This is a genomic window from Pseudomonas parakoreensis (genome assembly GCF_021602155.1).
GTDB lineage: Bacteria > Pseudomonadota > Gammaproteobacteria > Pseudomonadales > Pseudomonadaceae > Aquipseudomonas > Aquipseudomonas parakoreensis.
The window spans coordinates 261,395-275,027 of record NZ_BQHY01000008.1 but is presented as its reverse complement, the minus strand read 5'-3'; the positions used below and the strand labels follow the sequence as shown (position 1 = coordinate 275,027).

12 protein-coding genes, 1 other RNA gene and 2 pseudogenes are annotated in these 13,633 nt (G+C 60.0%); 6 read left to right on the top strand and 9 right to left on the bottom strand.

The genetic code is table 11. The features are described 5' to 3' along the window. Positions 1-4: 4 nt before the first annotated feature. From L6D63_RS15050 to L6D63_RS15040, 3 genes are all read left to right on the top strand, one after another. Positions 5-1,378: a DUF1329 domain-containing protein gene (locus L6D63_RS15050; protein WP_131671411.1), complete on the top strand. Its 1,374-nt coding sequence runs from the start codon at positions 5-7 to the stop codon at positions 1,376-1,378. 403 nt (positions 1,379-1,781) lie between these two features. Beyond that, positions 1,782-2,027, top strand: a complete 246-nt coding sequence (locus tag L6D63_RS15045) for a FitA-like ribbon-helix-helix domain-containing protein (protein ID WP_027614126.1) — start codon at positions 1,782-1,784, stop codon at positions 2,025-2,027. Then, positions 2,024-2,443: a type II toxin-antitoxin system VapC family toxin gene (locus L6D63_RS15040; protein WP_131671412.1), complete on the top strand. Its 420-nt coding sequence runs from the start codon at positions 2,024-2,026 to the stop codon at positions 2,441-2,443. Before L6D63_RS15045 ends, L6D63_RS15040 begins: the two co-directional genes overlap by 4 nt. Positions 2,444-2,601: 158 nt before the next feature. Here L6D63_RS15040 and L6D63_RS28820 read toward each other — a convergent pair. Then, positions 2,602-3,198, bottom strand: a pseudogene (locus tag L6D63_RS28820) (methyl-accepting chemotaxis protein); the annotation flags it as partial. 309 nt (positions 3,199-3,507) lie between these two features. Beyond that, a pseudogene (locus L6D63_RS28815) lies at positions 3,508-4,488 on the bottom strand (methyl-accepting chemotaxis protein); the annotation flags it as partial. Between the two features lie 288 nt (positions 4,489-4,776). Between L6D63_RS28815 and pmrG the strand changes: the two are divergent. Next, on the top strand, positions 4,777-5,448 hold the full coding sequence (gene pmrG, locus L6D63_RS15030) for a lipopolysaccharide core heptose(II)-phosphate phosphatase PmrG (protein WP_131671414.1): 672 nt from the start codon (positions 4,777-4,779) through the stop codon (positions 5,446-5,448). 77 nt (positions 5,449-5,525) lie between these two features. On the opposite strand, the gene L6D63_RS15025 is transcribed toward pmrG, so the two are convergent. The 4 genes from L6D63_RS15025 to L6D63_RS15010 all read right to left on the bottom strand — a co-directional run bounded on the left by L6D63_RS15025 (position 5,526) and on the right by L6D63_RS15010 (position 10,257). Then, entirely contained in the window at positions 5,526-7,004 is a 1,479-nt protein-coding gene (locus tag L6D63_RS15025; RefSeq protein ID WP_131671415.1) for an ArnT family glycosyltransferase, read from the bottom strand. 30 nt (positions 7,005-7,034) lie between these two features. Next, a complete protein-coding gene (rimJ, locus tag L6D63_RS15020; protein ID WP_131671416.1) occupies positions 7,035-7,622 on the bottom strand; it encodes a ribosomal protein S5-alanine N-acetyltransferase in 588 nt (195 codons plus the stop codon). 220 nt (positions 7,623-7,842) lie between these two features. Then, on the bottom strand, positions 7,843-9,249 hold the full coding sequence (locus L6D63_RS15015; protein WP_131671417.1) for a DUF2252 domain-containing protein: 1,407 nt from the start codon (positions 9,247-9,249) through the stop codon (positions 7,843-7,845). A gap of 84 nt (positions 9,250-9,333) precedes the next feature. Next, positions 9,334-10,257: a PliI family lysozyme inhibitor of I-type lysozyme gene (locus tag L6D63_RS15010; protein WP_131671418.1), complete on the bottom strand. Its 924-nt coding sequence runs from the start codon at positions 10,255-10,257 to the stop codon at positions 9,334-9,336. A 205-nt stretch (positions 10,258-10,462) separates the two neighbouring features. Here L6D63_RS15010 and L6D63_RS15005 point away from each other — a divergent pair, with 205 nt between their 5' ends. Together L6D63_RS15005 and L6D63_RS15000 are read left to right on the top strand one after the other, a co-directional pair. Then, a complete protein-coding gene (locus L6D63_RS15005; RefSeq protein WP_131671419.1) occupies positions 10,463-11,503 on the top strand; it encodes a DMT family transporter in 1,041 nt (346 codons plus the stop codon). A gap of 81 nt (positions 11,504-11,584) precedes the next feature. Further along, positions 11,585-12,214 carry a hypothetical protein gene (locus L6D63_RS15000; protein WP_131671420.1) on the top strand — a complete coding sequence of 210 codons (630 nt, stop codon included), beginning with the start codon at positions 11,585-11,587 and terminating at the stop codon, positions 12,212-12,214. A 177-nt stretch (positions 12,215-12,391) separates the two neighbouring features. Here the strand turns inward: L6D63_RS15000 and ssrA are convergent. From ssrA to L6D63_RS14985, 3 genes are all read right to left on the bottom strand, one after another. Next, positions 12,392-12,781: a transfer-messenger RNA gene (gene ssrA, locus L6D63_RS14995) on the bottom strand. A 96-nt stretch (positions 12,782-12,877) separates the two neighbouring features. Further along, positions 12,878-13,153, bottom strand: a complete 276-nt coding sequence (locus L6D63_RS14990; RefSeq protein ID WP_027610765.1) for a hypothetical protein — start codon at positions 13,151-13,153, stop codon at positions 12,878-12,880. Positions 13,154-13,350: 197 nt separating this feature from the next. After that, positions 13,351-13,632 carry a hypothetical protein gene (locus tag L6D63_RS14985; protein ID WP_027610766.1) on the bottom strand — a complete coding sequence of 94 codons (282 nt, stop codon included), beginning with the start codon at positions 13,630-13,632 and terminating at the stop codon, positions 13,351-13,353. Position 13,633: the final 1 nt, after the last annotated feature.

The following is a 13,633-nucleotide window of genomic DNA, read 5'->3' as shown; positions in this document are numbered from 1 at the left end:
GAACATGTTTCATATTTCAAGATTGACGAAGACAACGCTGGCGCTGGTTCTGGGCCTGAGCGTCGGCAGCACCTTCGCCGCCATCACCCCACAACAAGCCGAACAACTGAAAACCACCCTCACGCCCATGGGCGCCGAGCGTGCCGGCAACGCTGCCGGCAGCATTCCGGCCTGGACCGGCGGCATCACCCAGGCGCCGGCCGGGTACAAACCGGGCCAGCATCACCCGGATCCCTACGCTGCAGACAAGCCACTGTTCACCATCACCAAGGCCAATCTGGAGCAGTACAAGGCCCACCTCAGTCCCGGTCAGATTGCGTTGTTCAACAGCTATCCCGACACGTTCCAGATGCCGGTCTATCCATCGCGCCGTTCCGGTTCGGCGCCGCAATGGCTGTATGACAACACGTTGAAGAATGCGACCTCAGCCAAGCTGCTGGAGGGCGGCAGCGGATTCGCCGATGCCTACGGCGGTGTGCCGTTCCCGGTGCCCAAGGATGGCGTCGAAGTGCTGTGGAACCACATCACCCGTTATCGCGGGATTTACGTGGTGCGTCGTGCGTCCGAAGCCCCGGTGCAGCGCAACGGCAGCTTTGCCCTGGTCACCTCACAGCAAGAAGCGCTGTTCAATTTTTATCGTCCGGGCGGGCAGTACGCCGACCTGAAAAACATCCTGTTCTACTACCTCGCTTTTGTGAAAAGCCCGGCGCGGTTGGCCGGTGGCGCGGCGCTGGTGCACGAGATGCTCGATCAGCTCAAGGATCCGCGTCAGGCCTGGGTCTACGACGCCGGGCAACGCCGGGTGCGCCGCGCGCCGAACCTGGCGTATGACACGCCGATCGCCTCATCCGATGGCCTGCGCACTGCCGACGACACTGACCTGTTCAACGGCGCGCCGGACCGTTACGACTGGAAACTCAAGGGCAAGCAGGAGATCTACATCCCCTACAACAACTACAAGGTCGGCAGCCCCGACGTGAAGTACGCGCAACTGCTGACCCCGGGCCACCTCAATCCGCAATTCACCCGCTATGAGCTGCACCGTGTGTGGGTGGTCGAGGGCAACCTGAAACCGGGCGCCCGACATGTCTATTCTAAACGCGTGCTGTTCCTCGACGAGGACAGTTGGGGCGCGGCGCTGGTCGATCAATACGATGGGCGAGGGGAGTTGTGGCGGGTGTCGATGGCCTACCTGAAAAATTTCTACGACCTGCCGACCACCTGGAGCGCACTGGACGTGTTCCACGACCTGCAGGCCCGGCGTTACTACGTGCAGAACCTCGACAACGAAGAAGCCTCCACCGTCGACTTCTCGCAACCGGTGCCGGAAGACGCGTATTTCATGCCGTCGGCGTTGCGCCAACGCGGGACGCGCTAAGGGGTACCGGACTGCAGATCGAACGCAATTCCTGTAGGAGCTGCCGCAGGCTGCGATCTTTTGACTTTGATTGTAAAAAACCAAGATCAACAGATCGCAGCCTGCGGCAGCTCCTACACAAGGCGGGTTGTCTTTGACATTGGGTTGACTGGGCGGACGCCATCGCGGGCAAGCCCGCTCCCACAGGTTTTTCGATCGTTCACATATTTTGTGTTCGACTCGTTTCCTGTGGGAGCGGGCTTGCCCGCGATTGGATTTACGCTTTGGCGCTGACTGAAGGTCAGACGCGGATATGGCTGACCATTTGCTGCAATGAGAATGGCCGTTCGGAAGATTGCCCGGTGTGAGCCAGAACGGATGTGCTAGCCTGCAATCAATGATTTCATTGATTGCAGGAGGCGTCATGGCCAGCATCACCATTCGGAACCTTGACGAGAAGCTCAAGGAACAGTTGCGTATCACCGCTGCACACAACGGACACTCCATGGAAGAAGAGGCGCGCCTGATTCTCGGTCGAGCCTTGGCAACGGTGGATCGTGCCGGCGGACTTGGAAGCCGGATACGCAACAGATTCAGTGCTCTCGGCGGAGCAGAACTTGATCTGCCAGAGCGCTCAGAGAAAGCCACCGGGGTGGATTTTTCTGAATGATAGTGCTCGATACCAACGTGCTTTCAGAGTTCATGCGTATCGAACCTGAAGCCAGAGTGCTGGCCTGGGTTGATGCGCAGCCCGCCATGGATCTGGCCATCAGTGCGATAACGGTGGCTGAGATACTCCACGGCATCGCCCGACTTCCCTCAGGCAAGCGCAAACAGAATCTTCAAGCCAATGCGATGGCAATGTTCGAAGAGGATTTCGCCGGACGCATTTTGCCGTTCGATGCGCATGCCGCTGTCGAGTACGCGTCACTCGTCGCAGATTGCGAAGCAAAGGGGCGGGCGGTGTCGATGGCTGATGCGCAGATAGCCGCAATTTGCCGGGCTCATGGCGCGGCAATCGCCACCCGTAACGTGAAGGACTTTCGGTTCTCGGGAGTGGAAGTGATGAATCCGTGGGAGGTGTGAGCGTTGGAGCAGTGAGTATGGGCTGACTGGACTGACGCAATCGCGGGCAAGCCCGCTCCCACAGGTTTTTCGGTCGCTCACATATTCCGTGTTCGACTCGTTTCCTGTGGGAGCGGGCTTGCCCGCGATTGGATTTACCCTTTGGCGCTGACTGAAGATCAGACGCGGAAGTGGCTGACCATTTGCTGCAACTGACCGCCCAGGCGTGCCAGTTCAACGCTGGACGCTGCGGTTTCATCGCTGGCCGCGGCGGTCTGTTCCGACACGTCGCGCACGTTGATGATGCTGCGGCTGATTTCTTCGGCCACGGCGCTTTGCTGTTCGGCCGCGGCGGCGATCTGCTGGTTCATCGACTGGATGTTCGACACCGTGCGGGTGATGTTTTCCAGGGAGTCGCCAGCCTTGCGGGTCAGGGCCACGCTGCTGTCGGTCAGGGCGCGGCTGTTGTTCATCACGGCAGCCACTTGCTGGGTGCCGTTCTGCAGACCGGCGACCAGGCCTTCGATTTCTTCGGTGGATTTCTGCGTGCGTTGCGCCAGGCCACGGACTTCGTCGGCGACCACGGCAAACCCACGGCCTGCTTCACCGGCACGCGCGGCTTCAATCGCTGCGTTGAGCGCGAGCAGGTTGGTCTGCTCGGCCACGGCCTTGATCACGTCCATGACGCTGCCGATCTTGTCGCTTTCCTGTTGCAGCACGCTCATGGCTTCAGTGGAACGCACCACTTCGCTGGCCAGACGCTCGATCTGGGCGATGGCTTCATTCACCACCTTGTCGCCTTCACGGGCTTCGCCGTCAGCGGCGGCAGCGGCTTGCGAGGCTTCTTCGGCGTTGCGCGCGACTTCCTGCACGGTGGCGGTCATCTCGTGCATGGCGGTGGCCACCTGATCGGTCTCGACCTTCTGGCTGTTCACGCCGGCGCTGGTCTGCTCGGTCACGGCCGAAAGTTCTTCGGCGGCGCTGGCGATCTGGGTGACGCCGTCGCGGATCCCGCTGATCAGGTCGCGCAGGGTTACGCCCATACGCGCGATGCCTTGTTGCAGCACGCCGAGTTCGTCGCGGCGGGTGACGGTGACGTTCTGGGTCAGGTCGCCGCTGGCAATGCGCTCGACCACGGCCAGGGTGTCTTGCAGCGGACGGGTGATCTGACGGGTGATGATCACCGCAGCAATCACGCCGACCAGCAGCGCCAGCAGGGTGCTGATCAGCTGGAGCGTACGGGCCTGGGCGCTTTCGATGTCGCGACGGTCGAGCTGGATCTGGTACAGCTGCTCGCTGGTGGTGACGATGGCCGCACCTTGATCGGTCATCTCCTTACGCGCCTGCACCGCTTCGCTGTTGGCGTTCTTGTAGGCCTGCAACGCGCTGCGGTAGTTGGTCAGGGCGGTTTCCAGCTGACGCAGAGCGTCTTGCTGGGTCGCGGCGAAATGCACGTTCAGTTGCTTGAGGCTGGCAATCGCCGCGTCCAGTTGACCGACGGCTTTCTGCTCGGTTTCGGCGTTGGTGGTGGCGGTGTAACCGCGCACTTCATAGCGCGCGAGGATGAACGCCTCCTTGGCCTGGGTGATGGCCTGGAACTGCTCGAAGCGCTGCTCGCTCATGTCCATTTGCTGCACGCGCTTGCTGATCGCTTCGATCAGGTTGTAAGCGGTGTCGGCGTTGGTGCCCATTACGTCGCGGGCGCTGTTGCCGGTGCGGTAGGCGTTGCGCATCTTGTTCAGCGAAGTCTGATATTCGGCGATGGTCGCGGCCTGCTCTTTCAGCAGTTTGACGTTTTCCGGGCTCTTGAACTTGTTGATCAGCGCCTGTTGTTGCGCGGCAAAGCTTTCGAGGGTGGTTTGCACATTCTGCGCGGCGGTTTCGTCGCCGTTGGTCAGCATGTATTGCAGGCGCACCACGCGCAGCTTGGTCAGGCCGGCATTGAGCTGGGTGATGTCGCTCATCCAGTTGCTGCGGTCGATCAGACCGCCGAGGCTGGTCCAGCCAGTCAGGGCCAGTACGCAGGTCAGGGCCAGGACCAGGCCGAAGCCCAGACCCAATTTCATGTTCACGCTGATGTTGCCGAACCAGCTATTCATCACAATTCCTCCAGGAACGTAGAGCTACTTGATCGTCGGTCAGGCTGGAAGATTGTTGTTTTTTTGAGCCAGCAAGGGGGTTAGCAGGTCTGTATCGGCCGCAAACACGAGAGCTGAAAGGATTTTGTCCGACGGAATTTGTAACAAGGGCGTTTCAAGACTTTTTTCACATGCGTTTCACTCGCCACTTACGCCCGCTTCTCTACCCTCGCCGCATCGTATTGACTGTGATGGATGCCGACGAGGCGGCCCGATGTGGAATTGAGACTGAGTCTGTTCGGCGTCAAACGCTCGATTTCCCTGAGCGGATTGGCCCGCTATCGCAATACCTGGGTCGTGCTCGGCGCCTTGTTATTGGTGATTCCGCTGACCCTGTGGCTGCTCGCCCCGGCGGCGGTGCCTGACCTGGCCCACGGCAATGTGTCCGGCGCCCGCGCGCTGGCGGCCGGGTGGGCCAAGGGCGAGATGATTGTGCTGGTGCGTCACGTCGAGCGCTGCGATCACTCGCCGGCGCCGTGCCTGAGTGGTGACGACGGCATCACCGACCGCTCGCGCAGTGTCGCGGTCGGTGTCGGCGCACAGTTCGAGCATTTGGGCCTGAATAATGCCGATATCTACAACAGCCCGATGCTGCGCACGGTGCAGACCGCCGGTTACATGTTCAATCGCGCGGCCACCGGCGAAGACTGGCTGATCAGCTGCAAGGGCCACATCCTGCAGGAAGCGCTGGCGCACAAGCTCCCGGGACGCAATCTGATTCTGGTGACCCACAGCGAGTGCGTGGCGGAGCTGGAAAAGGATCTGAATTCGCCGGTTTCGGACCCGGGCTATGGCTCCTCGCTGTTTGTTTCCGCTGCGAACAAAGCGGCCCCGCGCGTGCTTGGCTTCATCGAAGCCTCCGACTGGCATTCAGTGAGCACTCGATGAACTGAGGAGGGCAAAGCGTCGGCCCAAACAAAACCCGCCAGTGACGGCGGGTTTTTTATTGGCTGGCGCGAAGGGCGTCAGTAGCCGACGAAGTAGTACGCCTGGCGCCCGACCATCATGGTCTTCAGCACTTTGAGTGGTGCGACGGGTTCGCTGTCCGCCGAGATCACCGCGACGTTCGAGGGCGAGGCACTGAGGAAGTCATGCAGTTGCGCGTCGGTGTCCAGTCCCTTGAGCACACGTTGGGTGTAGAACACGCTGGCGCCGCCGACCCGCTCGTTGGCTTGGAACAGCGCGACCTGCTGACCGTTGGCCTGCAAGCTCTGAATGTGTTCGGTCAACGGCAGGAACGACAGCTCCTTGTCGGCGTTGGGCAGTGCCCACTGCGCGGCGCCGAGGTAGCTGGCGATCACCACTGTGAGCAGTCCTGCGGCAATTGCCTGACGATGACGGGCGACTTTTCCGATGAAACGGTCGGCGGTTTCGCGGGCCTGCAAGCGCTCGAAGAGTATGCGCGCATACTCGGCGGCAATCACCGCCGCCGCCGGGGTCATCGACATCAGGTACACCGTGCGTTTGCTGGAAGCGAGGGTCAGCATGATGAACTGCGCGACGATCCACAGGCTGAAAAACAGCAAGTAACGGTTGGCCTTCAGCTCCTTGCGGAAATGCCACAGGCCCAGATACACCAGAATGTTCCACGGCAGGAACGCTTCCGGCAGTTTGGCCAGATAGTAATAGAACGGCTCGTAATGCCCGGCCTCGACGAACGAGCCGCTGAAGCGACCGACGCTATTGGTCAGCAGCACTTCAGCGACGGCGTGTGAGCCACCGCGCTGGTAAAGCACGACGAGCCAGATCAGCAGCGGAATCAGGCCCACCGCGGTGAGCAGGCCGGGACGCAGCCACGCGCCGGGCTTCAGGCGTCTGTCGATCAGGTTATCCGCCAGCAGGTAGGCGAAAATCACCACGCCGGGCATCGCCAGTCCCAGCACGCCCTTGCTCAGCGTGGCGATGGCGATGCCGACGATAAACAGCAGCGAGTTAGCCGCGTTCGGTGCGCGTTGCGCCTGAAAGAACGCCAGCAACGCGGTGGTCACGCCGAGCGCCAGCAGCGCATCCTCGCCGACCCCACGCACGTTGCTCCAGTAACTGGCCATGGTCGCCAGCAATATCCCCGCCGTCCAGGCGAGCGCTTTCGGCCGTCCGAAGCGGCGCAGCATGCCGTACAGCAGCATCACGCTGAACAAACCGGCTACCGCCGACGCCAGCCGCACCGCCCACGGCGAAACGCCAAACACGCGCATGGCGCCGGCGTCCAGCCACAGGCTCAGCGGTGGTTTTTCCAGAAACGGTTCGCCGAACAGGCGCGGCGTCACCCAGTCATCGTCCAGGTGCATCTCCATGGCGATCCCGGCGACCCGGGCCTCGGTGGAGCCTTGCAACTGGTGGTTACCCAAAGCGAAAAAAAACAGCAGGGCGGCGAGTAGAAACAGCGAAGTGGCGGCACGCGGCATGGATTTCAGGCAACCGGAAAGGGCAGGAGCCTTGAGCATACTTCGCCAATGCTTAACAAATTGTGAAACTCACGCCAGTTGTCGTGACCAACGCTTTTCCGGTGCCTCGAACACCGGATTGACCAGCGCCGTCAGCACATGGTCCTGCCAGCGCCCGGCGATGTTCAGGTAGGCCTTGGCGTAGCCCTCGCGCTCGAAACCCAGACGCTCCAGCAAGCGCGCACTGCGCTCGTTGCCGGGTATGTAGTTGGCCATGATCCGGTGCAGGTTCTGCGTGTCGAACATGTAGCCGATGCCGGCCTCCAGGCCTTCCTGCATCAGGCCCTGACCCTGATGCGCGTGGTCAATGTGATAACCCAGATAACAGGCCTGAAACGCACCGCGAATGATCCCGCTGAAGTTGCATGCGCCGATCATCTGCTGGCCGTCCTGCGTCAGCAGGGCGAAATGCATCGCCAGCCCGGCCTCGTAGGCACTGGCCTGAACCTCAAGGCGTCGGCGAATCTGCTCGGTGGAAAAGTACTCGGTGGTGCGAATCGGCGACCACGGGGCGAGATGGCGCTGGTTGCGTGCGTAGAAGTCACTTTCCAGTTCGGCTTGTTCCGGGGCGAGGATGGCGAGCGTCAGGCGTTGGCAGGGCAAGGTCAGCAGCGGCATCGTGCGCTCCGGTGGTCAGGGTCGAGGGACAGGATTGATCATGGGGCGGGAAAAAACAAACCGCGCGGATCGTTTCCGCAGCAAACGCCAGGCAAAAAAAAGCCCGCGGGAGAGCGCGGGCGAACCGTAGTTTCTTGAATGAGCGAGCGGACTGTACCGTGTTGATCGAACGGGGGCAGTGAAGAAAAATTCATCTCGATAGCGAGCGCTCTGCAGCGCGTCAAGGCAAGTGATCCGCGGCGAAATCGGCTTCCGAACGTGCCCGCAGCCGGCCCTTGCGGCAAGCCTGCTGAAAACGTTCGAAGTCACGTTCGTTCTGCGCGGTGTAACTGCGGGCGTATTTGAACAGGGCGTCCGCCAAGGCATCGCCCTTGCCGATATAGCCGCTGATGACCGCCGCATTGCCCGAGGCTTTGGCGTGGGCGCGCGCCAGTGCGCGACCGCAGACCCGGGCATAGGCGGCGAAGGTTTCGGCGTCGAAGTTTTCCAGTTCGGCGGAGATCTTCATGTCGCGCAATTGCCGCACATAAAAATGCCGACCGTGGGGGCCGGTGGTCCAGCCGAGAAACAGATCGCTGGCCGACTGCATCAGGCGCTGTCCTTCGACCACCCGTTGGCCTTCATGACGCGTGCGGGACTTGGCCTTCACATAGTCGGCGAGCACCGAGCGCCGCGCCTCCTTGAACTGCAGAAACAACGGAAATTCCTGATCGTCGGTCAGCAGCGCCACCAGACATCGGGTGCCCACACTGCCGACACCCACCACTTTGAACGCCAGATCCTGTACGTGAAACCGCGAGAGCAATTCTCGCCGGTCAGCCTGCAGCGTGGTGCGATAGTCACGCATGAACGTATCGAACAACGGTCGCCAGTCTGCCAGCCGCAACCAATCATCGTCGGCGTCGAGCAGCGTAGTGTTCTTGTGCAGGTGGAAAATTTCCGGCAGGTCGTCACGAATGACCAGTCGCCCGTTGGCGTCGCGCTCACTGATTTTCGGCAGCAACTCGGCATGGGTGCGCCGTTCGGCTTTATCGACGGCACGCTGCACATGCTCCAACGCACTCTTGCGTGCCTGATCGAGCAGGTCTTCGTACTTGATCGATTCGTACCAGGTTTCCAGCGCACTCTGTTCGGCACACTCCAGCATTGTCGCCTGATAGGCACCGACCATCTGCCGACACACCTCTTCCTCAACCGACTCGCCATGGCGCAAATCCCGCGCCGCCACCACAAAACTTGCCGCCAGCCGCTTTACGTCCCATTCCCAGGGCCCAGGATGCGCCTCGTCGAAATCATTCACGCTGAACAGCAAATTGCGCTCCGGCGTGGCGAACCCGCCGAAGTTCATCAAATGCGCATCCCCGCAGATCGGCCCGACCAGCCCCATGTTCTCGGTGCTCGACAGATCATGGGCCTGCAGCAGCGCGTTGCCACGGAAGAACGTGAAGGGCGACACCAGCATTCGTCCGTAACGCAACTCCACCAGCGAAGCGACGCGGCCCTGACTCGACGCTTTGATCAGCGGAATCGGATCGCGGCTCATTTTTCCGGTGGTGGCGTGGGTGCTGCGCGAGCATTGCTTGCGGGCGTCCTTGCCTTGCTTCATGCGGTCTTGGAGGGTGGTCATGGGGGCTCGTCGTGGCAGTGGGGGCGGTGTGAGTGTAGAAGTGGTTCAGGGGTTTATCCGCCGGCCGTAACGAACCCGGTCATTTCAGAATTCCGTGACCTTGTCCTCGCGCAAAATCCACCCGGCTTCACCCGCCACCAACTTGTATTGAACCTGACGCATCTTCCCCGTACGCCCCGCACCCGCGTCGGCGCTGTCATACACCGGGAAGCGTTGCACCAGCCTGTTTTCCACCACGGCAAACGAGTCCTCGCCCTGATAACCCTCGGCGGTTTTCGGGTTGTCACTGACCGGAGGCAAGTAGATTTCGCTCAGGGATTTCTTGTTGTTGGCCGAATAGGCGATCAGTTCGCCCGGCATGCCGCGTCCGGGCGAGCGGGTGAACACATAGAGTTCAGGGGAACCGTCGTTATTGAGATCGGCGACTTCGGCGCGCACCACCTCACCGCTAAGGGCCTGAATGATGACCGTATTGTCGATCTCCAGCCCCTTGGGAGCGATGTGCAAAGTGAGTTTGCCATCGACCTGTTCAGTGCTGACATGAAAGGCAATGCCCTGCAATTCCAGCGTCTGATCGAATGGTGGCTGACGGCTGATGGCATCGCCATTGACCAGCCTCAGCGACAAATCGTAGTTGGCCACTTCATTACGCCGTGCGGCGTTGCGCATTAGGTAGACCTGAACCGTGTACTCGCCATCGCTGGGCAATGTGCCGAGGAAGTGATTGCCCATGATCGAGCCATTGAACAGCGCGTAATCGGCCCCCTTGGCAGCGATGTTGAAGTAAGCGGAGGTGTTGGAGGGCTTGAAGTCGACGGTCAGCATCTGGCCGGCCTTGGCGTTGAACCGGTACTCCGCCGTCTGGTCACCCGTGATCGACTGTTTGCGCTGGACGCTGTCGGCAGCGGTTGTGAACGCTATCGGTTCGACGCGCACAGTGGGGGCGTCGGCCGCATGGACGGACAAGGAAATCAGCGCGGCCAGCGCTACGGCGATCCAGCTCTTCATCTTCAACTCCATTGCATCTCGATGTTCGCAGCATAGAAGCTGCATCGAGCGACCGCCCAGAGATTGCGCGGATTAAATGTTGCTGGATTTGAGCACGTCCCAGAGGCCGTGTTCCCTGACACGAATCAGTTGTTCACATAATTCTCACCTGAGTTTTGCCATGATGCTGGCTGGTATTCCATCGGCCCCAGCGAGTGATCCCGGCATGAATATGAGCGTTCTCTACGCATTGATTGCGGCAGCGCTGTTTGGCGCCAGTACGCCTCTTGCCAAACTGCTGGGGGTACAGATTTCGCCGATTCTGCTCGCCGGGTTGCTCTATCTCGGCAGTGGTCTGGGCTTGACCGTCCTGCGTTTTGCCCGCGATCGTGGCTGGAAACCTTCCGGGCTCGGCACTGGTGAATGGCCATGGCTGCTCGGCGCCATTGGCTTCGGCGGCGTGTTGGCGCCAGTGGCGCTGATGTTCGGTTTGACCCGAACGTCCGGCGCGAGCGCGTCACTGATGCTCAACCTCGAATCCGTGCTCACGGCGCTACTGGCGTGGGTGGTGTTCAAGGAAAACGCCGACCGACGAATCGTAATCGGCATGCTCGCCATCGTCGCCGGTGGCGTCGTGCTGTCCTGGCCGCAAGAGGCCGTCTCGGCGCAAGACTGGACCGGGCCGCTGGCCGTGGCTTTCGCCTGCTGTTGCTGGGCCATCGACAACAACCTGACCCGTAAAGTCTCGGCCTCGGACGCACTGTTCATCGCCGGCAGCAAAGGCCTCGTGGCCGGTCTGGTCAACTGCACACTGGCCCTGTTCATCGGCAGCCAACTACCCGCCGCCACCTCGTTGTTGCCGATCATGCTGGTCGGCTTTCTCGGCTACGGCGTCAGCCTGGTCATGTTCGTCCTCGCCCTGCGCGGCCTCGGCAGCGCACGCACCGGCGCCTACTTTTCCACCGCACCGTTTCTCGGCGCGGGCATCTCGATTCTGCTGCTGGGCGAATCGATATCGCTGATGTTCCTGCTCGCAGCAGCGTTAATGGCCGTGGGGGTATGGATTCATCTGATGGAAAACCATGTTCATGAGCATCAGCACGAACGGCTTGAGCATGATCATCGGCATACACACGATGAGCATCATCAACATACGCATGGGTTTGAGTGGGATGGGGTGGAGCCGCATAGCCATCCGCATGTGCATACGCCGATGCGGCACAGTCATGCGCATTTTCCGGATGTGCATCATCGGCATGGGCATTGATTGAAACTCTGAAGTCTGTCGATTGATGTCATTGTGATATCGTCTCTGTCGATTTTTTCAGTCTTCCATTTGAGTCATTCCATGAAACCAATTTTCCTGTTGTTGCCCATTGCGGCCCTTTTTTCTTCTTTCAGCGTTGCCGCTGCACCTTCGCCGGTGGCGTCGTTTGCCGCTTGTGACGATCACTCCCTGGCAGTCGTGCAATCACCCTTGTTCAAGGATCTGGTGCCGAGCACTGTCGAAAATGGCCAGATCAAATTGTCCGGCGGCACCAAGAGCGATATGGGGCAGCGGTGGATGTTCGCCAAGCCGGTCGAAATTGACGGCATGTCGTTGACCGGCTTCTACGCCGAAGATACAGACCTGATGGACACTCGCATCATCAGTTGGGGGTTCTACGCCAAGCAGACACCGAATGAACTCCACACCCAGTTGGAAAAAGCGGGCGGGCCGCGTATGGACATGTCGCAGGGACTCTACGCCCGCGCGGAAATCTGGTCCCACGGCAAATCCAACTGGCAGCCGGAAGACCCATCCGCAACGGCGGGTAAGCTGGTTGTCGACAGTGCCGAGCGCGTGTTTCTGATCGAGCCTGCTCCGCAAGAGCTGACGACTGGCAGCAAGGGGATGTTTACCTGCTCGATTCAAGGCAAGGTCAATGAGGCTATGCTCAAATCCAGCCGCCCGGATCTGCTCAGCGCGGTTCATTGATTTTGATGAATGCGGGTACGAAAAAGGACGACATCGTGTCGTCCTTTTTTATGAGTAGGCAGAGCATTGCCAGGGTTATCGAGCTCGATCGCTTGCAGGCTGTGGGTTTGTGTGCCCGGTTTGGCTGATGTGCAAATGCGACAAAGCCCGCACAAGGCGGGCTTTGTCGTCGAGAGTTGGTGGAGCCGGGGGGATTTGAACCCCCGTCCGCCAGTGCTCCGCTGTCGGTACTACATGCGTAGCCGTGTCTATTAAGTTAACCCTCAGCGACCCGACGGGCAGGGTGCTTTGGGCGAGTTGTGTAAGTTTTAGCCGCTTCGTCCACAACGTACTGCACGGCGATTCTGTTCTATATGACAATCATTTCGGGTTTACAGACATCCCCTGATGATTGCTGGGCCCGAAGGCACCAGGAGTGCATGTCAGCTGCAATTAAGCAGCGAGAGCAGCACCGTATTGGTCGTCATTGGCAACTATAAGAAGTTGCAACAGTGGATTTACGACTTCTGTTACCAAGTCGGCATGCACCTAAAGTTTCGTCACCGGCGTCGAATCCTAATCGGCCCCGAACTCATTGCCTCGTACATCAGGTGAGGCAACAAGCCTGCGCAGTGTACGCCAAACGGCCGGCGAGGCCAACCCGAAGGTTGGCCTCGTGGCATATCAATTGCGAGTTGGATTGCGGATTTGCATTTTGGTTATCAAGGAAGAGGTGACCTCAACGCAATCCTTGTCATTGCCGGCCGCCTGCGCGTCTTCAGCTTTTTTCTGCGCTTCCTTGACGTTGTTCATGGACGTTTCGGGAATTGACGGCTGACTGGTAACGAAGTCTTTGATGGTTTGAAGATTCCCGGCACAAAGGTCTTTGTCTGCCGCAAACACCGGCGACGTCAGCAGGGCACCAGCGATGAACAATCCAGCAATTGCAGAATGCTTCATGGGTATCTCCTTGAACGGTTGGTCTCGGTGCTGCCGGACGGTCTGGCGGCGATGCCGAGGTCGTAACAGGCCGTGTTTGGTAGTGGGCCTGTACAATCGACCGCGGCCGCACGCAGGAATTCGGTTTTTTTTACATCGTGGCCCATCAACCCGAATCGCGCTGCATCACGCCACCTGAAGGCTCGTCGTCCCAAGGTTTATTTCTTGGTATCCCCCGTCGAGTTCTGGATTACTAGAAGGGTTTGCTGGGTTTCCGCCAGGCAGTCGTCGATCCTGCCCTGAGCCTTGAGGGCCTGGGCTTTGCTGACGCTTGCCGAGACGCGCGAATTCAGATCCGGCGACGTCTGATATTGCGTCTTGGCGCTTTCGATCTTTTGCAGATTCGCCTCGCACAAGTCGGCAGGTTTGCCATCGGCGAACGAAGTAGAAGCCATCATCGAGGCAGTAACGAACAGACCAAACAGTACAGAATGCTTCATG